Here is a 19,188-nt window from a genome sequence, read left to right on the forward strand (position 1 = left end):
CAGCACACATGGCAAAAAATCAGTCTTTCCTGCAGCTTGTATCGGCGGCCATCAGAGGCAAAGAGCAGGATTATACTACGCTGGGCATTAAGCAGAGCATCGTGCTGCTGGCCATCCCGATGATTCTGGAGATGCTGATGGAATCATTGTTTGCCATCGTGGATATTTTCTTTGTGGGCAAGCTGGGCTCCAACGCACTGGCCACTGTTGGCCTAACAGAATCGGTGCTGATGATCGTTTATGCGGTAGGCATGGGTATTAGCATTGCAGCCACGGCCATGGTGTCGCGGCGCGTGGGCGAGAAGAATTACACCGAGGCCGGCAGCATTACATTTCAGCTGATGGTAACTGGCTTGCTGCTGGCCCTGCTTATGGGCGGCGTTGCGACTTATTTCGCCTCTGATTTGCTCACTCTGATGGGCGCCACGCCAGAGGTTGTGCGCACGGGCGTTACCTACACACAGGTTATTTTTGCCGGCAACGCTGCCATACTTATGCTTTTCCTGGTAAATGGTGCTTTTCGTGGAGCCGGGCAGCCGCACCTAGCTATGCGCGCACTCTGGATTGCCAACGGCACCAACATCATTCTGGACCCGCTCCTAATCTTTGGCTTGGGTAATTTTGAAGGTCTTGGATTGGCAGGTGCCGCCTGGGCCACCACCATTGGCAGGAGCCTGGGTGTAGTTTATCAACTGTACCATTTGTTCAATGGCAAGCACCTGCTGAAAATAGCGCGCGAAAACCTGGTGCTTAGCGTTGGGGTGATGTGGCATATTCTTCGGCTGTCGGCGGGTGGCGTGGGCCAATACCTCATCGACTCGGCCAGCTGGATATTTTTGACCCGCCTGATTGCCGAGTTTGGCAGCAACACACTGGCAGGTTACACCATTGCGTTTCGCGTAATCATCTTTACCCTGTTGCCTGCCTGGGGACTATCCTCGGCGGCTGCCACGCTGGTGGGGCAAAACCTGGGCGCCAAAAAAGCGAAACGCGCGGAGCTGGCCGTATGGCTCACGGCACGCTACAACATGATCTTTATGGCCGTGGCTACGCTGAGCTTTATACTGTTTGGCAGGTATGTTTCCGATTTCTTCTCGAACGATGCCGAGGTCATACACATCGCCACGCAGGCCTTACAGATCATCACGCTGGGGTATATTTTCTTTGGGTTGGGCATGGTGATGGTGCAGGCCTTTAACGGCGCCGGCGATACGCGCACGCCGGCCTTCATTAACATCGGTGTGCTGTGGCTGCTCGAGATCCCGCTGGCATACTTTCTGGCAATGTACTTTGGCCTGGGAGCTACCGGTGTTTTCATTGCCATTGCTTTTTGCCACTCGTTTCATGCCCTTGTTACAGGCTGGCTATTTAAGCAAGGTACCTGGAAGCGCGTGAAAGTATAAACCGGCCAAAGCTACCCTGGCACGCAATTCTTGCTTATACTTGCTCCTGCAAAGTATAAAGGCACATTATCCTGATGATCAAACTACGCAGAACAAGCTCTGATGACCCTGACTTCCGGCCGCTGGTAGCCTTGCTCGACCAGGACCTGCGCATCCGTGACGGCGAAGACCACGCGTTCTACGCGCAATACAACAAGCTCGACAAGATAAAGCATGTGGTGGTAGCCTACCGTGAAGGCGAACCCGTTGGCTGTGGCGCCATCAAGGCGTACGACGACATGACCGCCGAGGTAAAACGCATGTTTGTACTGGAGCAGCAGCGCGGACAGGGCATTGCCTCTTTGGTGCTTGCCGAGTTAGAGCAGTGGGCCGCAGCGCTCGGTTATACTTCGTGCATCCTGGAGACCGGCACCAAGCAACCGGAGGCCATTGCGCTGTACCGTAAGTGCGGCTACACCGTAATTCCGAACTATGGCCAGTATGCCGGCGTTGAGAACAGCGTGTGCATGCAGAAAAAAGTATGAAACCATTGGCTGCAAAAGGTGTTTCAAAGGCATCTTCCAAAGTATAAATCAACCAAAACATGACCTATAACCCACCCGAGCTCAGAACCGTGGACGTAACGCGTTACGTTACGCCGCTGCGCGAAGGCGGCTCGCTGCCTGCCCTGGTAGAGGCCGACGACGAGTTCCTGTACGTGCTTAAGTTCCGGGGTGCCGGCCAGGGTATAAAAGCCCTGATTGCCGAACTGATTTCCGGGGAGCTGGCGCGTGTGCTTGGCTTCAGAGTACCGGAGCTGGTATTTGCCACCCTGGATGAGGCTTTTGGCCGCACCGAGCCCGACGAGGAAATACAGGACTTGCTGCGCGCCAGCGAAGGCTTGAACCTGGCGCTGCATTACCTCTCCGGGGCCATAACGTTCGATGCCCTGGTAACCACCGTGGATGCAACGCTCGCCTCGCAGGTAGTATGGCTCGATTGCCTGATAACCAACGTGGACCGCACGCCGCGCAATACCAACATGCTGATGTGGCACAAAGAGCTTTGGCTGATAGACCACGGCGCATCCTTATACTTTCACCATGCCGGCTACAACTGGGAAGAGCAGGCCAAGCGCCCTTTTGCGCAGGCAAAAGACCACGTGCTGCTGCCCCAGGCTACCGAACTGGAAAGCGTGGATGCAGCCTTTAAAGCCATACTTACACCGGAGCGCATCCGCGCCATCGTTTCCCTGATTCCTGATGCCTGGCTGGCCTCACCCGACACGCCTTTTGAGTCGGTGAGCGAGCACCGGGCCGTTTATTCCAACTTCCTGGAAAGCCGGGTTGCCCATTCAGATATTTTCATTAAAGCCGCACAACATGCCAGACAAGCACTTATTTGAGTACGCCGTCATTCGCGTGGTGCCTTGTGTGGAGCGCGAAGAGTTTATGAACGTGGGCGTTATTCTGTACTGCCAGCCACAAGGATTTCTGCAAACAAAGTATAAACTTAACCCGGAGCGCCTGCGCGCCTTCTCCGATAAGCTGGATCTGGATGAACTGCAGGAGCGCCTGCATGCCTTTGAGCGCATCTGCGCCGGCCGCAAGGAAGGTGGCACCATTGGGGCTCTGCCCATAGCCTCGCGGTTCCGTTGGCTCACGGCAACGCGCAGCACGGTGGTGCAAACCTCAGCCGTGCACCCCGGCCTCTGCCTCGCCACTGCCCAGGAAACGCTGGATAAACTGTTCGACCAGCTCGTATCATGAGCATCCTATAACATACCGGAAGTATGGAATTAAAAGATCAGATTGCTGCTTTTCTAAAAAAAGAATTCCCACAAACCAAAGTTAGCGTGGAGCAGGTCGGCGAACAGTCGGCTACGGTACGCCACACGATTGGCCCTGAGGAACTTCGCCCGGGCGGCACCGTGTCTGGCCCCGTGATGATGGCAGTAGCCGATGTGGCGCTGTATGTGGCCATACTAGGCGAGATCGGTTTGGAGGCGCTGACGGTTACCACCAGCCTCAACTTTAACTTCCTGCGCAAACCTTCCGCTTCTCAGGATATTATCGGAGTTTGTAAGCTTCTGAAACTCGGGAAAAGGCTGGCCGTGGGCGAAGTAAGCATCTACTCAGATGGCGAGCCCGCTCCTGTGGCGCACGCTGTTGGCACCTATTCTATACCTCCCAGATAGCTTTAAAGTATAAAAAAAGCGCCTGCAGTCTCATGCTGCAGGCGCTTTTTTTATACTTGCGGAGTTGATTATACTTAAGCTCTTACCTGGCCCTTTCCTTTCACAACCCACTTATAGCTTGTCAGTTCATCCAGGCCCATCGGACCGCGGGCGTGCAGCTTCTGCGTACTGATGCCAATTTCGGCACCCAGGCCAAATTGCGCCCCATCGGTAAAGGCGGTAGATGTGTTGGCATACACGGCGGCGGCGTCCACGGCTTTCAGGAAGTGGTCCACATGCTCCTCGTTATCCGAGATAATGGCCTCGCTGTGCTGCGACGTATAGGCATTGATATGCTCAATCGCCTCTTCCAAATCCTCTACCGTTTTAACCGACATCTTCAGCGACAGGAACTCCGTCCCGAAATGCTCTGTGGTGGCATGGTGCAGCTTATCGGCAGGGTACGTTTCCTTTAAGGCCTCGTAAGCCGGGGCATCGGCAAAAATCTCCACGCCTTTCGCGGCCAGCCCGGCTCCTATCTCAGGTAAATCGCTCAGCCGCTTTTTATTGATTACCAGGCAATCCAGGGCATTACACACGCTCACGCGGCGGGTTTTAGCGTTTACTACAATGTCTTTGCCGCTGGCCAGGTCCGCGAACTCATCAAAATAAGTATGCACAATACCAGCGCCGGTTTCGATCACGGGTACTTTGGAGTTTTCACGCACATAGTTTATCAAACCTTGGCTACCGCGCGGAATGATAATATCCACATAGTCCACGGCATGCAGCATTTCATGGGTTGCCTCGCGGTCTGGCGGTAACAGCTGCACAATGTTTTTATCTACGTCGTGCTGCTCCAGCACCTCGTGTATCAGCTTTGCAATGGCCGCGTTAGAATCTTTTGCATCGCTGCCGCCTTTCAGCAGCAACGCATTGCCAGAGCGCAGGCACAGGCTAAATACATCGAAGGTTACATTTGGCCTGGCCTCATAAATGATACCGATCACGCCCAAAGGTACCGACACTTTTTTCAGCTCCAGGCCATTATCCAGGCTGCGCTCCGAGAGCACTTTGCCCAGCGGCGAAGGCAGGCTTGCCACATTTCTGATATCAGCCGCAATCGCCTCAATGCGTTCTTTTGTCAACTTCAGGCGGTCATACTTCGGGTCGTTGGCATCCATGCGGGCCAGGTCCTGCTTGTTGGCGGCAAGTATGGTTTCGGTTGCTGCCAAGGCCTTATCGGCCAGGGTTTCCAGCACCTGCTTTATTTTATCTTCTGATACTAAGTTTAGTTTTCTGCTCGCTTGTTTTACGTTTTTAAAAACTTCTTGCAAAGCCATAGTTTTATAGGTTATGATATTTATATAAGTACAAATAATTATAATGCACGATCGGCTTTTGGTTATTTAGGCCAATGCGCTCAGCGGCTTTTTTAGAGCCATATTCTGCTTTCCCGAGGCCCAGCTTTTCGCCGTTTTCATCCGTAATCCGAATGATGTCGCCTTTCGAAAAATCACCTGTAATGGCTACCACACCCACGGGCAGCAAACTAGCGGCTTCGTCGGCATGAAGAGCCACGCGTGCGCCTTGGTTTACAATCACCTCGCCCTTGGTATAGTTGCCGCTGTGCGCTACCCACTTTTTAGGATTAGGCTTGGAGGAGTGCGGTTCAAAGTATGTTGACTTGAGCTGCCCTTTGTAAAAGTCCAGCAAAACATCGTCGCGGTTACCATTGGCAATGAATACATGTATGCCCAGGTAAGCGGCTTTCTTAGCCATTTTCATTTTGCTGCCCATACCCCCACGCCCGAAACTGGATTTGGAGGAGGCAATGTAGCGGCTCACACCTGAAGTGCGCTGGCCAACGTGCTCTATCAGCTGAGCATCGGGATCATTGGGGTGGCCCTTATAGATACCGTCCACATTGGTGAGCAGGATCAGGGTGTCTGCATCAATCATGGCGGCAGTCATACTTGCCAGCTCATCATTATCGGTAAACATCAGCTCAGTTACTGCTACGGCATCGTTCTCGTTTATAATCGGGATGATGTTATGGTTAAGCAGCCCAAGCAGGCAGTCTTTAATGTTTAGGTAATGGCGCCGCGACAGAAAGTCCTGCGGCGTTACCACGATCTGGGCTATTTGGTGCCCTTCTGCCTGAAACAGCTCTTTGTAGGACTGCACAATGTCTATCTGCCCGACAGAGGCAAGAATCTGTTTCCTGACAACAGAGTCTGTTTTCTCTTCTATTTTGATGTTGTTTCTTGCAAAGGCTACTGCCCCCGACGAAACCAGCACGACTTGCAAGCCTTTTTCTTTCAGGTGGGCAATCTGTTTTACAAGCGAAGCCATGCGTTGCCTGTCCGGCGAGCCATCTGCTTGGGTAAGCACGTTGGAGCCTATTTTTACGACAACTAGCTGTGGCTGATAATCCATATTGTTTTTGATTTGTTTCACAATTCTAGGTGGCTGGCTAAACTTTAGAGCCAAGCCATATAGTTAACAAGTGTTTTAATGCGGGTAGCGCTTCTTAACAGAGGCACAAAAAGAAATGCTGTTCTGCAGCAGTGTAAGCCGGGGCGTTAGCGCACCGAACCTGCTACAGAACAGCATACTGTTTATCTTTGGATACTACGCCGACTCTCTCTCCCGTTGCTCTTTTAGGTCCAGTATTCGTCTGTGCGAACCCACCAAACCTTTAATTACGGCAGAGCTTAAGCCCTGGTGCTCCATCTCGTTAAGGCCAGTTATGGTGCAGCCCTCAGGCGTGGTAACCTTATCAATCTCCTGCTCTGGGTGCGATTTATTGATTGTTAACAACGTAGAAGCGCCTTTGCTTACTTGGACCGCGATTTTCTGCGCGTCTTCGGCATCAAGGCCCAGCTGTATACCACCCTGGGTTACGGCGCGTATAAAGCGCATATTAAACGCAATGCCGCTCGAGCAAAGCACCGTGGCTCCGGCCATTAGCTCTTCCTCAATCACCAAAGCTTCGCCGAGGCAGTTGAAGATCTCGATCACCTCTTTCTCCACAGAGGCAGCCTTCTTATTAAAGGCAAGGCAGGTCATGGATTGATGAACGGCGATGGCAGTGTTTGGCATGCTGCGCACAATTGGGAAATCGCCGACAATGTTGGCTATGTTTTCTATAGTGATACCTGCAATAACGCTAAGCAATACATGCTTCTCCGGGTCAAGGATTGGCTTAATTTCCTTAAGCACATTTTCTAGATGCGCTGGCTGTACGCAAAGCATAATGTAGCGGCAGTTTTTAACGGCATACGTATTGTCGGTAGTTACCTGCAGGCCTTTGTCTTTTAGTTGCTGTAACGACTTCGTGTTTCTCCTGGTGACAAAGATGTTTTCCGGCTCATACTGACCATTGCTAAGAAGTCCTTCCGCGATTGATTTTCCGAGGTTTCCGGCTCCCAGGATAGCTACGTTATCTGTGTGCATTCTATCGATATCTAGTTTATTTATTCAGAGTGATCTGAGTTAAAAGATTTTGTTTACAGACACAAAAGTACAAAAACCGATCCGGTATTAAAAATCACAACAAATTGATGCATACTATTTAAAGCCAATATTTAGGGGTTATCCAAAGGGTTTACATTGCCGTCATAATCCTATTATTTATACTTCATAAGGTCAATATCGCACGTAAAGTGCAATCAATAAGCCATGCAGGTTTCTGCCCTGAAATGCCTGTTAAAAAATCTTTAAATTTGTTGTGACAAGTATGAATTTCAGGGCCAATTATCGCTTACAGGCAGCCCAGGCTATCTGCTATAATATATCTGTTTAAACCCCTGCCGGCAAGCGGCTAGCTTAAAACTTCTCCTCCACACCCAGCCCGAAGAGCGCATAATCATACTTCACGGGGTCTGTGGGGTCGAAGGCGCTGAGGTGAGCAGTAAGTTCTGCCGCGGTTTGCCAGTCCATACTTGGGCGCGTAATCAGGCCAAGCCGCCGGGCTACCCGCTCCACATGCACATCGCAGGGGCAAATAAGGTCGGCCATGGGCATGGCGTTCCATATCCCGAAGTCCACGCCACCATCATCTTTGCGCACCATCCAGCGCAGGTACATGTTCAGGCGCTTGCACGCCGATTTGCGGGCGGGCGTGGCAATGTGCTTGCGCGTGCGCTGCGGCGCATCCTCCAGGCTAAAAACCAGGTTATGAAAATGCTCCAGCCGCTCTTTTTGCGTGGCTAACGTATGCCCCTCCCCTACAAAGGCCGTTTCCAACGACTCGTACTTACTGTAATATTCCCTGAAAAAGTGGATCAGATACAGCAGGTCGGTGTCGTTGAAGGTGCGGTGCTTGAAGCCCAGAAAGCGCGGCAGGTCTTTTTCCTGGTGCTGAAGTATAAATTCGTGCGGGGCGTTGTCCATTAGGTCCATCAGTTTCAGGCAGTTGTTTATAATGGTCTTGCGCTGGCCCCAGGCAAGTATAGCCGCAAAAAACCCGCTTATCTCAATGTCTTGTTTCTTTTGGAAGCGGTGCGGAATGGAAACCGGGTCGTTTGGGATGAAGTTTGGTTGGTTATACTTTAGGACTCTATCGTCTAGCAAAGCTTTTACAGCCGCAAAATCAGGGTGTATCATGTATCAACTATACTTTTTAACAGGAAACCGGGATATTTTTTTTGCAAAATAACAGAGCTCAGATACTTGCGCCGCCATATCTGCAGGTTTGTGCCGGGTTTTAAAGAAATTTTCATCAGATTAACTAACTTTGTTTTGCAAGACAGCAAAAACAAGCATAGTTTTACCTCCTTATTAAGGATACAAATAAGTTAACTTATATGGCAACCACAGCTGATATTAAAAATGGTGTTGTAATTGAGTATAACAACGACCTTTACGTGGTAATTGATTTCCAGCACGTAAAGCCGGGCAAAGGCCCAGCGTTTGTTAGAACCAAACTGAAAAACGTGAGAAGCGGCAAAGTGCTGGATAACACGTTCTCGGCAGGACACAAAATCACGACTGCACGCGTTGAGCAGCGCCCTCACCAGTTTATCTTTAAGGATGACCTAGGCTACCACTTCATGGACCTGAACACGTTTGAGCAGGTTGCACTGGACGAAGCCATGGTGCCGTTTGCGGACTTGATGAAGGAAGGACAGGAAGTAACCATACTTTTCCATGCCGAAACAGAATCCCCACTGACGTGCGATATTCCTCCGTTTGTGGAGTTGACCATAACTTACACTGAGCCAGGTTTGAAAGGAGATACAGCTACAAACGCCTCCAAACCTGCCATCGTTGAAACAGGCGCTACCATTCAGGTGCCGCTATTTATTGGCCAGGACGAAAAAATTAAAGTAGATACTCGTACGTACTCATACGCAGAAAGAGTTAAATAACACATGAAAGCGAAAGAAATCCAGGACCTCATCGACTTTATCGCCAAATCTGGCCTGAATAAAGTTAACATCGAAACAGAAGAGTTTAAGATCTCGGTTAAGCGCGATCCAGACCAGAAGGTAACCTACGTGAAAGGTGCTGAGCCAAGCGCTCATGCCGCTCCGTCGGCTCCTGCCCCACAGCCTGCAGCCTCTGCAGCTCCGGCAGCGGCCCCTGCTCCGGCTGCAGCGCCAGCCCCGGCCGCATCTGACGACAGCAAGTATATTGCTATCAAAGCGCCTATGATCGGAACGTTTTACCGTGCATCAAGCCCGGAAACGCCAATGTTTGTAAACGTTGGCGACGAGGTAAAAAAAGGACAGGTGATCTGTATCATCGAAGCCATGAAGCTGTTTAACGAGATCGAGTCAGAGGTATCAGGCAAAATCGTAAAAGTGCTGGTTGATAACGCTTCACCAGTTGAGTACGATCAGCCGCTGTTCCTGGTAGATCCGTCTTAATTAGAAATTACAAATTAAAAATTAGTGGTGGAGGGAGCTGCAAGCACGCATCCCTCCTACTTTCTATTTCTAATTTCTGATTCCTAATTTCTAATTTGAATAGTATGTTTAAAAAGATACTCATCGCCAACCGTGGCGAGATTGCACTGCGCATTATCCGTACGTGCAAAGAAATGGGCGTTAAAACAGTAGCCGTTTACTCTACCGCCGATAAGGAAAGCCTACACGTGCGCTTTGCTGATGAGGCTGTTTGTATTGGCCCTGCTCCCAGCGCACAATCCTACCTGAACATCCCGAACATTATAGCCGCCGCCGAGATCACTAACGCCGACGCTATCCACCCGGGTTACGGCTTCTTGTCTGAGAACGCTGAGTTCTCAAGAATCTGCGCCGAAAACGGTATTAAGTTTATCGGTGCCTCTCCGGAGATGATCAACCAGATGGGCGACAAGGCTTCTGCTAAGGCAACCATGAAAAAAGCTGGCGTGCCAACCATACCTGGTTCCGAAGGCCTGCTGAGCTCTGTAGAGGAAGGCCTGAAAATAGCTGACAAAATTAAGTATCCGGTTATACTTAAGGCAACTGCCGGTGGTGGTGGCCGTGGTATGCGTATCGTGAAAGACCCTTCTGAGTTTGAGAAGGCCTGGAACGATGCCCGTACCGAGTCCAAGGCTGCTTTTGGTAACGATGGCCTGTATCTGGAGAAATTCGTGGTAGAGCCGCGCCATATCGAGATTCAGCTGATCGGAGACCAACACGGACAGGTAGCGCACCTTTCGGAGCGCGACTGCTCTATCCAGCGCCGCCACCAGAAGCTTGTTGAGGAAACGCCATCCCCGTTCATCACCGACGAGCTGCGTGAGAACATGGGCCAGGCTGCCATTGCAGGTGCCAAGGCTATCAACTACGAAGGTGTGGGTACCATCGAGTTCCTGGTAGATGCTAACCGCGATTTCTACTTCATGGAGATGAACACCCGTATCCAGGTAGAGCACCCGATTACGGAAGAGGTAATTGACTACGACCTGATCAAAGAGCAGATTAAGGTAGCCGCCGGACATAAGATCACCGGTAAGAACTACTACCCTAAAATGCATGCCATCGAGTGTCGTATCAATGCTGAAGACCCTAAGAACAACTTCCGCCCTAGCCCAGGCAAAATCACGACGCTGCACACCCCAGGTGGCCACGGCGTGCGCGTAGACTCGCATGTATACTCTGGCTATGTTATCCCGCCGAACTACGACTCTATGATCGCGAAGCTGATCGTGAGTGCGCAGACACGCGAGGAGGCATTAGTAAAGATGAAGCGTGCCCTGAGCGAATTTGTGATAGAAGGCATTAAAACCACAGTGCCTTTCCATCTGAAGCTAATGGATGACCCAGGCTTTAAAGAAGGTAACTTCACAACAAAGTACCTGGAAGATTTTGACTTTGGCTCAATTGAGTAACAGGTAGCATAAAACGAAAAACCCCGGCCAGCAATGACCGGGGTTTTCTGTTTTAGGGGACAGCCAGCTATAGGCTATCAAATCAGGAAAAGTCTTATTTATCTGACTTTTGTTTTGTTTTGATAACTACCACGCCACTTTCACCGTCTTTTCCATACTCCGCAGTAGCCTTTTCTCCCTTCAGCACATTTACAGACGCTATCGTGTTAGGGTCCAGTGACTGCATTACTTTCGTACTGACCTTGTTTCCGTCTAAAATATAGATAGGTTCTTTAGCCTCTAGTAGCTTGGCGCTATCACTCTGGGATTTGGCGGATGAATCATCTTTCCCTTTTATCATAGAAACCTTCAGGGAGTTTCCTTTTTCATACACCGCATCAAGCTTTGTTTTTAGCGCGCGCACTGCTTCCGAGTCTTTGCCAGCTTTGGTGGTGATCAACGTAATGCGCTTAACATTTTCGTCACCAATGAGATGGCTGGCATTTGCTGCGCCCAGCATATCTATCTTTTCGATCTCAGAAGGGTCAATCTGTTCAGCTTGTGCCTCATCAGCACGGATTCCGTCAATAAAAAAGATATTCCCACTCTTGTCCGTGCCATGCAAGCCGGCTTTTGTCGTATCATGGGGAGATGTAAGTAGGCCCTGGCTTACACTCTGCGCCGCCACTTCTGCTTTTGAAGTTGTTGTTAATAAAGCCACTAGCATAATGGCCGGCGGTAATAATAAGTACTTAAACTTGTGTACCGGGTTGGTCTTCTGTTTGTTCATCATCATAATTCTATCTTTTATAGGGTTAAGGTTAAAGCGGCTGGTTAAGTTAGAGCTCCCTGGTGCTGCTTGCCCAAGATGCACTAAACTATACTGATAGCTTTTAGCATCTAGGCCCTGCGCCAGTACCTGTTCGTCAGCCAGGTACTCCAGGTTCTGGCGTATCTCGTGCTGCATTAGCCAGGCGAGTGGGTTAAACCAAAATGCGATGCGAAAAAGCTGGCCAAGTAAAATATCAAGCGTATGCCATTGGGAGCAATGCACCTGCTCGTGTAACAGCAAAGCCTTGAGTTGCTGCTCCGAATGCGCTGAACTTTGTATATAAATGGCACGCCAAAAAGAATATGGATTGATAGGTTCAGCCATTTCGCGATAGGCAACACCCTCATGTTTGGCAGGCGCAGACTGGCGGTGCAGTTGCCACAACGAGAAAACCTGAAGTATAAAACGGCCTGCCATAACCAGCGCCCCTGCTGCGTACAGGCGCAGCATCCAGAACCAAACATCAACGCCTTGCTCCGGCGCATGCACGGCATTTAAGTTACCGGGCCATACCAGCAAAGCACCGGTGGCCAATTGCGTTGGCTCTGCAATAATATGCGAAACCTCAAGTAGCGGAAAGCCGATGTAAACAACAGCCCTGCCAGAAGAAAGAACCGATTATAAGTATAAAAAGTCAGGCCGCGAAGCAAGAGCCGGTAAGTAACATAGACCAATACCAGCGCCACAATTGCCTTTAGAAGATAAAGTATAAATGGAGGCATATCAGTTAGCTTTTCCTTTCTCAATCATTTCGATGATCTCCTTGAGTTCCTCTGCACTTATCTTCTGCTCTTTCGCAAAAAACGAGACAAGCTCCTTGTAAGAGTTTCGGAAATAACTACCGATAAAGCTGTTCATAAACTCCTTGCGATAATCTTCTGCGTTAATTAGCGGAGTATATAAGTATGAATTGCCTAGCTTCTCTCCGCTTACATAGCCCTTGCGCTCCAGGTTTTTAACTGTTGATGCTAGAGTAGTATAAGGTGGCTTGGGGTCAGAAAGGTGCTCCCGGACATCTTTTGTAAAGCCTCTGCCAAGCAGCCAAAGCACTTGCATCGCTTCTTCTTCAGGTTGTGTTAGTTTCTCCATTTTATACGAACTTTTCGTAATTATACGAAATATTCGTAGAAAATTTATTTATTTAGAACTGGATTTAAAAAAAAGCCGCCATCGGAATGATGTCGGCTTTGAATATCAATTAATTATAACTAGAAACCTATCTAAGCATCGAGCCAGGCCTGGGCTTCATCTATAGCTGTGAAACTCTTTACATCAAATTTTGTAACGCCGGAGGCCTCAGCTCTTGTCACCACAGACTCAAGTGCGATGCGGGTAAAGAGTGTGTCAGGTAACACCCTGGCTAGTTTCTTTAATTGCGTTTGCGAGAGTAGTTCATAAAATTTAGCAGACATCCATTCTTTTGCTTCCGCAGAAAGTGAGGATAGCACAGTTGCGTCAGCCACCCCCTTTTCGACCTTCGTATCCCGAAGGACTTCGAATAGCTTCGTTCCGCCCTCTATCATCTCTTCTGTACTAACAGGACGTAGCCATTTAGATTTTAGAAGGTTTTGGCATTCATCTACCTCAATGCGGTAAAATGAGGAGTCATATTTAACTTCAAAAGGCATAGGCTGAGTGACAATAGTAATTGATTGGACAAATAAAGGCTAAAATATGGAGTAGTACAGCAGATATGAATTGTTATACTTTATTATTGGCTTCTTCTGTTGCTATTAGCTGCTCAAGCTCATCATACCAGTCCTGGCCATACTTAAGTATCAACGGGTCTTTCAAAAACTGATATACACGCACTCCCAAATCCTGGCCGAAACTGCAGGCGGAGCTGCATATACTCCAACGGTCATAGTTAAGGGCCTCAAAACCATCATACTTGGTAATCCTGATCGGGTATAGATAACATGAGATCGGTTTTTTCCAGCTGATTTTACCGTCATAGTATGCTTGCTCAATGGCACACTTCAGCATGTTGTTTTCATCGTAGATCGCATAGGCGCACTCTCTGTTATTGATCGTCGGAGTTGAGTAATCTCCTTCCCAGTCTTTAATGTAATGCCCTTGCTCCTCCACGGCTTTTTTACCGGTTTCGGACATGTATGGCTTGATGTACTCATAGTTATCCTCTAAAATGGCAAGCTCCTCTTCCTCTAGCGGTGCGCCCAGGTCACCTTCCACGCAACAAGCGCCCTTGCACTTTTCGAGGTTACAAACAAAGAACTGGTCGCGCACATCGTCGCTTATTACGGTATTCTGAAGAACTATCATCTTGAGTAAAAATAGAAATAACTTTAGCGCAGGCGCAACATTAGCATAATGGCTCCGGCCTAAACTTTAACCAAAGACAAAGATATGTATTAAATAGTTTAAAATAGAAGCCCCAAGCCCCCCTGACATATACCCTCTTTCCTATAAAAAAAAGAGGCACCTTTTAGATGCCTCCCCCCATACTTCGGACTAAACTATTAATCTTGCTTGCGAGGTGAGCCAGAAGCTAAAAGTATGTTTTGCACGTTTTCGTGCTTTGTAAAATCTATGGCAGCTTTGCCGGCATTGTCTGTTAATTTGGAATCGGCACCGGCCTGCAGCAACGCAAGAATAATTTCGAAGTTAGAATCGATCTCACAGGCCAGCATCAGCGGGGTTTTCCCTTCGTTGTTCTGTAAGTTTGGGTTTGCGCCGGATTGCAGTAGCTTCTCCAGCTCCATAATGCCTACGTGTTGCCCTATTGTAGCCTGAAGCGCCTGAGCGAGTACAGTATTACCTGCTTTGTCTTTGATGTTAGGGTTGGCGCCATTTTTAAGGAGCAGTTCAATTAGCTGCACCTGCTCCAGCTCATACAGCTCGGTTCGCACCCGGCTGCTGCTTACCACATAGTGCAAGGCAGTTTGTCCATTTATATCCTGCGCATTTACGTCGGCACCCGCCTTTAAAAGCAATTCGGTAGTTTTAACCCTCACTTCTGGCTCATAAACTACGCCATAGTCTTCCAGAAGCATGGGCACATACAGGGCATGCATCAGCGGCGTGCGGGCATACAGGTTGGCGTCATACTCATTGGGTACTTCATGCGTGTTTACATCGCCACCAGCGGCTATAGCTCTTTTCAGCATGTCAGGATCACGGTTCACGGATGCCAGCACCACCTTTTGGTTCGGCGACTCGTTAATGTAACGCAGCTGCTCATATGCATTCACGCTACCCTTGGCAACAGCTTTGCGGTAGAGTTTACGCGCTTCGTTAATCTTCACTTCTCCTAGCGTGCCTTCCTCATAAAGCAATGCCAACGTATACATGGCTTCGCGCTCGCCGGCATCAACTCCTTTTTGCAACCAGTAAACCGCCTTCTCCTTGTCCTTCCCCACACCCTGGCCATTTAAGTACAGGTTAGCAAGCGAAGTATAGGCAATCACGTCATTGGCTTCGGCGGCCCGGCGGAGGTAATTATAGGCAAGCGAAAAGTCCTGCAGTTCCCCGAAACCGGTATAATACATACTTCCAAGTATTCTGTTGCAGAAGGCATCCCCATCTACCGCACGTTCCCGGATAACGATGGCAGCCGTGCGCATGTGCTGCATAAAGCGGTGCACATCGTCTTTAGTCTGTAGTGTCATCAGTTCGGCCATGCCCAGGTGGCCCAGCACACTGCCACTATCCAAGGCCAGTTGGTAAAAATACCGGGCTGAATCGCGGTTAGCAGAAAAATATTTTTCGGCATTCTGGATCTGCTGCAGCGTATCAACCACCACATTATCATACTTTAATTCGCGGTACTGGCGCATACGGCCCATAAAATAATAAGCGTCCGCATCGCCATTGGCAAGGGCCGCTTTAAACTTCTGCTGGGCTTTCTGGTAGTTCAGGGAGCTATAATAATGCATGGCCTCATCCATCTGCGGGGTTCGCCACACACGTCTAAAGACAGGCGCATTGCTTGCCGCAGCCTTTGCAGGTGTGCTAGCTTTGGCTTTTCTGCTTGTTGCAGGCGTTTTTTTTGACGTTACAGCTTTGGCTGGCTTTGCCGGCGTTTTTTTAGCAGGCGTGCTTTGTGCCAAACCTACATGGCTGATACCGCCCAAAAGGAGTAACAGCAGATATTTCTTCATGGTTGGCACACTAGGTAAGTGGATAGTATACATCAGGGTAAGTAAGATAATACTTTTGTTAAGGGTACAAAGTAACGCACTAATGCCTAACCAGGCAAAAATGCTACCAAAACGGCTCAGTAACGCATACTGGCGGCAAAAGTTATACTTGCCCCCAGAACTAAACGCTTTGAACGGAAAAGGTGTTCATGTTGGGGAGGTGTTCTACAGGTTCAGAGATAAAGGATTCCGGAACTAAACGCACCTCTGGTTCTGAAAAAGGAATTGTATTCGTAAATTGCATAGATTTTTAAGCACGCGGAAGAGAAGAAATGGATTATATAAGCTTACTGAACGAGTCGCAGCGCGCGGCGGTACTACACACCAACGGACCAGCTATGATTATTGCAGGTGCAGGCTCTGGTAAAACCAGAGTGCTGACCTATCGCATTGCCCAGCTCATCAGTCAGGGTGTGGACCCGTTTAACATCCTGGCCCTTACCTTTACCAACAAGGCTGCCAAGGAAATGCGCCACCGGATTGAGAAAGTTATCGGCAACGAGGCCAAGAATATCTGGATGGGTACGTTTCACTCGGTATTCTCGCGCATACTTCGTGCTGAGGCCGAGAAAATAGGCTACCCTAAAAGCTTTACCATTTACGATACCGATGACTCCAAAACGCTCATTCGCAACATTGTGAAGGAGATGAACCTAGATGATAAGCTGTATAAGCCTAACGTAGTGCTGGGCCGCATATCTTCAGCAAAAAACAAGCTGATTTCTGTGAAGCAATACCTCAACGATGCCACCATACAGGCAGACGATGAGGCGGCCATGCGCCCAAAAATCGGCAAGATCTACGAGATGTACCAAAACCGCTGCTTCCGGGCCGGAGCCATGGACTTCGACGATTTGCTCTTTAACACCAACGTGCTGTTCAAGGATCACCCCGATGCACTGAACAAGTACCAGAACATCTTTAAGTTTGTGATGGTGGATGAGTACCAGGATACGAACTACTCGCAGTACCTGATCACGCGCAAGCTTTCTGCCCAGAACGAGAACATTGTGGTGGTTGGCGATGATGCCCAGTCAATTTATGCTTTCCGGGGTGCGGACATTCAGAACATCCTAAACTTTGAGCGCGATTACCCTGACCTGAAAGTATTTAAGCTGGAGCAGAACTACCGCTCAACCAAAAACATTGTACACGCCGCAAACTCTGTTATAAAGCATAACCAGGCGCAGCTGCGCAAAGAGGTTTTTACGGATAACGAACAGGGCCCGCTGATTGAGGTTATCAAGGCCAACTCTGATAACGAAGAAGGCAAACTCGTGGCCACCACTATTTTCGAGGAGAAAATGAGCAACCACCTCTCCTACGACGATTTTGCCATACTTTACCGCACCAATGCGCAGTCCAGGGCGATGGAGGAAGCCTTGCGCCGCATGAATATCAAGTATAAGATCATTGGTGGCTTGTCGTTCTACCAGCGCAAAGAAATTAAGGACTTGATTGCCTACCTGCGCCTGACCGTAAACCCGAACGATGAGCAGGCACTGCGCCGTGTCATAAATTACCCGAAGCGCGGCATCGGCGAAACCACCGAGCAAAAAATATTCGTGACGGCCAACGAAACCAACCACTCGGTTTGGGAAGTAGTACAGAATGCCTCGCAGTTTCTGGGCAGCCGCGTAGGCACCACCATCGAGAATTTCTCGATCATGATAAAGGATTTCGCGCGCATTGCCGAGCACTCTGATGCCTTTGAAGTTGCCAAGCACATTGCAAAGCAATCTAAAATAGTGGATGAATTGCATCAGGATAAAACCGTGGAGGGCCTGGCACGTTACGAAAACATACAGGAGCTCCTGAACGGTATAAAGGAGTATGTAGATGACCCGGAGAAGGAGGACAAGAGTCTGGATGCCTTCCTTCAGGACATCGCCCTTATTACAGATGCAGACACCAAGGCCGACGATGACGGTGAGTTTGTAACCCTAATGACGATCCACTCGGCTAAAGGCCTTGAGTTTAAGAATGTATTTATTGTTGGTATGGAGGAAAACCTCTTCCCGAGCCAGATGATGCTGAACTCGCGCGCTGATTTAGAGGAGGAACGCCGTCTATTTTATGTGGCCATTACCCGCGCCGAGAAAAAGCTATACTTAACCTACGCAACCAGCCGTTACCAATGGGGTAACCTACGGGCCTGCGAGAAAAGCCGCTTCTTGGATGAGATTGATCCGAAGTTCATCAACTTTAAGTATGGCGAGAGCCACTCTTCCGGAGGCAACGTGTTCGACCGTGTACTGCAGCGCAAAAGTAGCATCAGCAACCTGGTAACACCGCCACCACGCAAGCAGGCAGCCAGCAACTACACGGCACCAGCAGATTTTACACCAAGCGACACCTCTACCCTGGCAGCCGGCATGAAGGTGGAGCACCCTAAATTTGGTTTCGGAACCGTAACCAAAATGGATACGCAAGGCAACAGCACCAAAGCCATCATCAACTTTGATGAAGTCGGTGAAAAAACCTTATTGCTCAGTTTTGCCAAGCTGCGCATACACAACTAACTTTAATTAAAAATTAGAAATCAGAACATATCAAACCCAAGTTGAAGTATAACAAACATGTATTTGTCTTCTATTTTGAAAGTAATTAGACGATATACTTCAGACAAACGTAATTTTTAATTACTAATTTTTAATTTTGAATTCACTCAACAGATACAATGGAAGCTAGTACCTCTTTTAAACAAGACTTATTGCTGCGGGAGTATGGCCGTAATGTGCAGGACCTTGTAAACTACATAACCAAAGTAGAAGACCGTGACGAACGCACACGCCTTTCGCATCTCTTAATAAACCTGATGTCGAAATTAAACCCACAGCTGCGCGACACGCAGGATTTTCAGCAGAAACTGTGGAATCACTTGTTTGTAATGTCTGGCTCCAGTCTGGATGTTGACGCTCCTTACAAGCTCAGCGCCATGGAGTACCTGAACGACAAGCCACAGACCATGGATTACCCTCTGGATACACCAAACTTCAAGCACTACGGCAAAAACGTAGAGCTATTGGTGCAGCGGGCTACCGAGTTGGAGGATGAAAAAGAGCGTGAAGCTGCCATTGTATCCATCGGCAAACTGATGAAGACGCTTTATAGGTCTTACAACAAGGAAAATATAACGGATGATGTAATTCTGGGAGACATTCGCCAGATATCTAACGGCCAACTGGACATGGACCTGCAGTACATCGAAAGTAACAACCTGTTTGAGTCTAATGTAGGCCGACAACAGGACAGCGGTTACCAGCGTTCCCAGAACCAGAACCCGCGAAACAAGAAAAGTAACCGTTCCTCAAATCAAAGAAATAAGTAAT

The 19,188-nt window shown here is 49.0% G+C and carries 19 protein-coding genes; 10 read left to right on the forward strand and 9 right to left on the reverse strand.

Annotated features, from left to right (window positions below; translation table 11 throughout):
- Positions 1 to 8 precede the first annotated feature (8 nt).
- The 5 genes from D1627_RS07960 (at position 9) to D1627_RS07980 (ending at position 3,579) form a co-directional block, all read left to right on the forward strand.
- Entirely contained in the window at positions 9 to 1,403 is a 1,395-nt protein-coding gene (locus D1627_RS07960; protein ID WP_119431676.1) for an MATE family efflux transporter, read from the forward strand.
- A 74-nt stretch (positions 1,404 to 1,477) separates the two neighbouring features.
- Entirely contained in the window at positions 1,478 to 1,927 is a 450-nt protein-coding gene (locus D1627_RS07965; protein WP_119431677.1) for a GNAT family N-acetyltransferase, read from the forward strand.
- Positions 1,928 to 1,986: 59 nt separating this feature from the next.
- Positions 1,987 to 2,787, forward strand: coding sequence for a HipA family kinase (locus D1627_RS07970; RefSeq protein WP_119431678.1), 801 nt, complete (start codon positions 1,987 to 1,989; stop codon positions 2,785 to 2,787).
- On the forward strand, positions 2,765 to 3,151 hold the full coding sequence (locus D1627_RS07975; protein ID WP_119431679.1) for a DUF3037 domain-containing protein: 387 nt from the start codon (positions 2,765 to 2,767) through the stop codon (positions 3,149 to 3,151). Before D1627_RS07970 ends, D1627_RS07975 begins: the two co-directional genes overlap by 23 nt.
- Before the next feature lie 23 nt (positions 3,152 to 3,174).
- Positions 3,175 to 3,579, forward strand: coding sequence for a PaaI family thioesterase (locus tag D1627_RS07980; RefSeq protein ID WP_119431680.1), 405 nt, complete (start codon positions 3,175 to 3,177; stop codon positions 3,577 to 3,579).
- Positions 3,580 to 3,653: 74 nt separating this feature from the next.
- On the opposite strand, the gene D1627_RS07985 is transcribed toward D1627_RS07980, so the two are convergent.
- The 4 genes from D1627_RS07985 to D1627_RS08000 all read right to left on the reverse strand — a co-directional run bounded on the left by D1627_RS07985 (position 3,654) and on the right by D1627_RS08000 (position 8,169).
- Positions 3,654 to 4,901 (reverse strand): glutamate-5-semialdehyde dehydrogenase, encoded by a 1,248-nt coding sequence (locus D1627_RS07985; RefSeq protein WP_119431681.1) that lies wholly within the window; start codon positions 4,899 to 4,901, stop codon positions 3,654 to 3,656.
- 4 nt (positions 4,902 to 4,905) lie between these two features.
- Positions 4,906 to 6,018 (reverse strand): glutamate 5-kinase, encoded by a 1,113-nt coding sequence (gene proB, locus D1627_RS07990; RefSeq protein WP_317125201.1) that lies wholly within the window; start codon positions 6,016 to 6,018, stop codon positions 4,906 to 4,908.
- A gap of 174 nt (positions 6,019 to 6,192) precedes the next feature.
- Positions 6,193 to 7,017 (reverse strand): pyrroline-5-carboxylate reductase, encoded by an 825-nt coding sequence (proC, locus tag D1627_RS07995; RefSeq protein ID WP_119431682.1) that lies wholly within the window; start codon positions 7,015 to 7,017, stop codon positions 6,193 to 6,195.
- A gap of 372 nt (positions 7,018 to 7,389) precedes the next feature.
- Positions 7,390 to 8,169 (reverse strand): TIGR02757 family protein, encoded by a 780-nt coding sequence (locus tag D1627_RS08000; protein ID WP_119431683.1) that lies wholly within the window; start codon positions 8,167 to 8,169, stop codon positions 7,390 to 7,392.
- Positions 8,170 to 8,369: 200 nt separating this feature from the next.
- Between D1627_RS08000 and efp the strand changes: the two genes are divergently transcribed.
- From efp to accC, 3 genes are all read left to right on the forward strand, one after another.
- On the forward strand, positions 8,370 to 8,933 hold the full coding sequence (efp, locus tag D1627_RS08005; protein ID WP_119431684.1) for an elongation factor P: 564 nt from the start codon (positions 8,370 to 8,372) through the stop codon (positions 8,931 to 8,933).
- 3 nt (positions 8,934 to 8,936) lie between these two features.
- Entirely contained in the window at positions 8,937 to 9,434 is a 498-nt protein-coding gene (accB, locus tag D1627_RS08010) for an acetyl-CoA carboxylase biotin carboxyl carrier protein (RefSeq protein WP_119431685.1), read from the forward strand.
- 104 nt (positions 9,435 to 9,538) lie between these two features.
- Positions 9,539 to 10,885: an acetyl-CoA carboxylase biotin carboxylase subunit gene (gene accC / locus D1627_RS08015; RefSeq protein ID WP_119431686.1), complete on the forward strand. Its 1,347-nt coding sequence runs from the start codon at positions 9,539 to 9,541 to the stop codon at positions 10,883 to 10,885.
- 94 nt (positions 10,886 to 10,979) lie between these two features.
- Here the strand turns inward: accC and D1627_RS08020 are convergent, their stop codons facing one another.
- The 5 genes from D1627_RS08020 to D1627_RS08040 all read right to left on the reverse strand — a co-directional run bounded on the left by D1627_RS08020 (position 10,980) and on the right by D1627_RS08040 (position 15,817).
- Positions 10,980 to 12,230 carry a M56 family metallopeptidase gene (locus tag D1627_RS08020; protein ID WP_119431687.1) on the reverse strand — a complete coding sequence of 417 codons (1,251 nt, stop codon included), beginning with the start codon at positions 12,228 to 12,230 and terminating at the stop codon, positions 10,980 to 10,982.
- Between the two features lie 189 nt (positions 12,231 to 12,419).
- The gene (locus D1627_RS08025) at positions 12,420 to 12,785 is read right to left on the reverse strand and encodes a BlaI/MecI/CopY family transcriptional regulator (protein ID WP_119431688.1); all 366 of its coding nucleotides are present in this window, start codon (positions 12,783 to 12,785) and stop codon (positions 12,420 to 12,422) included.
- 131 nt (positions 12,786 to 12,916) lie between these two features.
- On the reverse strand, positions 12,917 to 13,324 hold the full coding sequence (locus D1627_RS08030; protein WP_119431689.1) for a hypothetical protein: 408 nt from the start codon (positions 13,322 to 13,324) through the stop codon (positions 12,917 to 12,919).
- 73 nt (positions 13,325 to 13,397) lie between these two features.
- Positions 13,398 to 13,979, reverse strand: coding sequence for a DUF3109 family protein (locus D1627_RS08035; protein WP_119431690.1), 582 nt, complete (start codon positions 13,977 to 13,979; stop codon positions 13,398 to 13,400).
- A gap of 197 nt (positions 13,980 to 14,176) precedes the next feature.
- Entirely contained in the window at positions 14,177 to 15,817 is a 1,641-nt protein-coding gene (locus tag D1627_RS08040) for an ankyrin repeat domain-containing protein (RefSeq protein ID WP_119431691.1), read from the reverse strand.
- A 311-nt stretch (positions 15,818 to 16,128) separates the two neighbouring features.
- On the opposite strand from D1627_RS08040, the gene D1627_RS08050 reads away from it, so the two are divergent.
- Together D1627_RS08050 and D1627_RS08055 are read left to right on the forward strand one after the other, a co-directional pair.
- Positions 16,129 to 18,378 (forward strand): ATP-dependent helicase, encoded by a 2,250-nt coding sequence (locus D1627_RS08050; RefSeq protein ID WP_119431693.1) that lies wholly within the window; start codon positions 16,129 to 16,131, stop codon positions 18,376 to 18,378.
- Positions 18,379 to 18,536: 158 nt separating this feature from the next.
- Complete coding sequence (locus D1627_RS08055) at positions 18,537 to 19,187, forward strand: DUF4290 domain-containing protein (protein ID WP_119431694.1); 651 nt, start codon at positions 18,537 to 18,539, stop codon at positions 19,185 to 19,187.
- Position 19,188: the final 1 nt, after the last annotated feature.

Origin of the sequence: Pontibacter oryzae (assembly GCF_003576375.1) — a bacterium.
GTDB classification, from domain to species: Bacteria; Bacteroidota; Bacteroidia; order Cytophagales; family Hymenobacteraceae; genus Pontibacter; species Pontibacter oryzae.

Bases quoted from the DNA above. Each gene is read 5' to 3' on its own strand.
- D1627_RS08000 (WP_119431683.1), bottom strand. From the start codon at position 8,169: ATGATACACCCTGATTTTGCGGCTGTAAAAGCTTTGCTAGACGATAGA.
- D1627_RS08035 (WP_119431690.1), bottom strand. From the start codon at position 13,979: ATGATAGTTCTTCAGAATACCGTAATAAGCGACGATGTGCGCGACCAG.
- D1627_RS07985 (WP_119431681.1), bottom strand. From the start codon at position 4,901: ATGGCTTTGCAAGAAGTTTTTAAAAACGTAAAACAAGCGAGCAGAAAA.
- D1627_RS08030 (WP_119431689.1), bottom strand. From the start codon at position 13,324: ATGCCTTTTGAAGTTAAATATGACTCCTCATTTTACCGCATTGAGGTA.
- D1627_RS07960 (WP_119431676.1), top strand. From the start codon at position 9: ATGGCAAAAAATCAGTCTTTCCTGCAGCTTGTATCGGCGGCCATCAGA.
- D1627_RS07965 (WP_119431677.1), top strand. From the start codon at position 1,478: ATGATCAAACTACGCAGAACAAGCTCTGATGACCCTGACTTCCGGCCG.
- D1627_RS07970 (WP_119431678.1), top strand. From the start codon at position 1,987: ATGACCTATAACCCACCCGAGCTCAGAACCGTGGACGTAACGCGTTAC.
- proC (WP_119431682.1), bottom strand. From the start codon at position 7,017: ATGCACACAGATAACGTAGCTATCCTGGGAGCCGGAAACCTCGGAAAA.
- D1627_RS07980 (WP_119431680.1), top strand. From the start codon at position 3,175: ATGGAATTAAAAGATCAGATTGCTGCTTTTCTAAAAAAAGAATTCCCA.
- accC (WP_119431686.1), top strand. From the start codon at position 9,539: ATGTTTAAAAAGATACTCATCGCCAACCGTGGCGAGATTGCACTGCGC.
- D1627_RS08050 (WP_119431693.1), top strand. From the start codon at position 16,129: ATGGATTATATAAGCTTACTGAACGAGTCGCAGCGCGCGGCGGTACTA.
- D1627_RS08040 (WP_119431691.1), bottom strand. From the start codon at position 15,817: ATGAAGAAATATCTGCTGTTACTCCTTTTGGGCGGTATCAGCCATGTA.
- D1627_RS08055 (WP_119431694.1), top strand. From the start codon at position 18,537: ATGGAAGCTAGTACCTCTTTTAAACAAGACTTATTGCTGCGGGAGTAT.
- accB (WP_119431685.1), top strand. From the start codon at position 8,937: ATGAAAGCGAAAGAAATCCAGGACCTCATCGACTTTATCGCCAAATCT.
- D1627_RS08025 (WP_119431688.1), bottom strand. From the start codon at position 12,785: ATGGAGAAACTAACACAACCTGAAGAAGAAGCGATGCAAGTGCTTTGG.
- D1627_RS07975 (WP_119431679.1), top strand. From the start codon at position 2,765: ATGCCAGACAAGCACTTATTTGAGTACGCCGTCATTCGCGTGGTGCCT.
- efp (WP_119431684.1), top strand. From the start codon at position 8,370: ATGGCAACCACAGCTGATATTAAAAATGGTGTTGTAATTGAGTATAAC.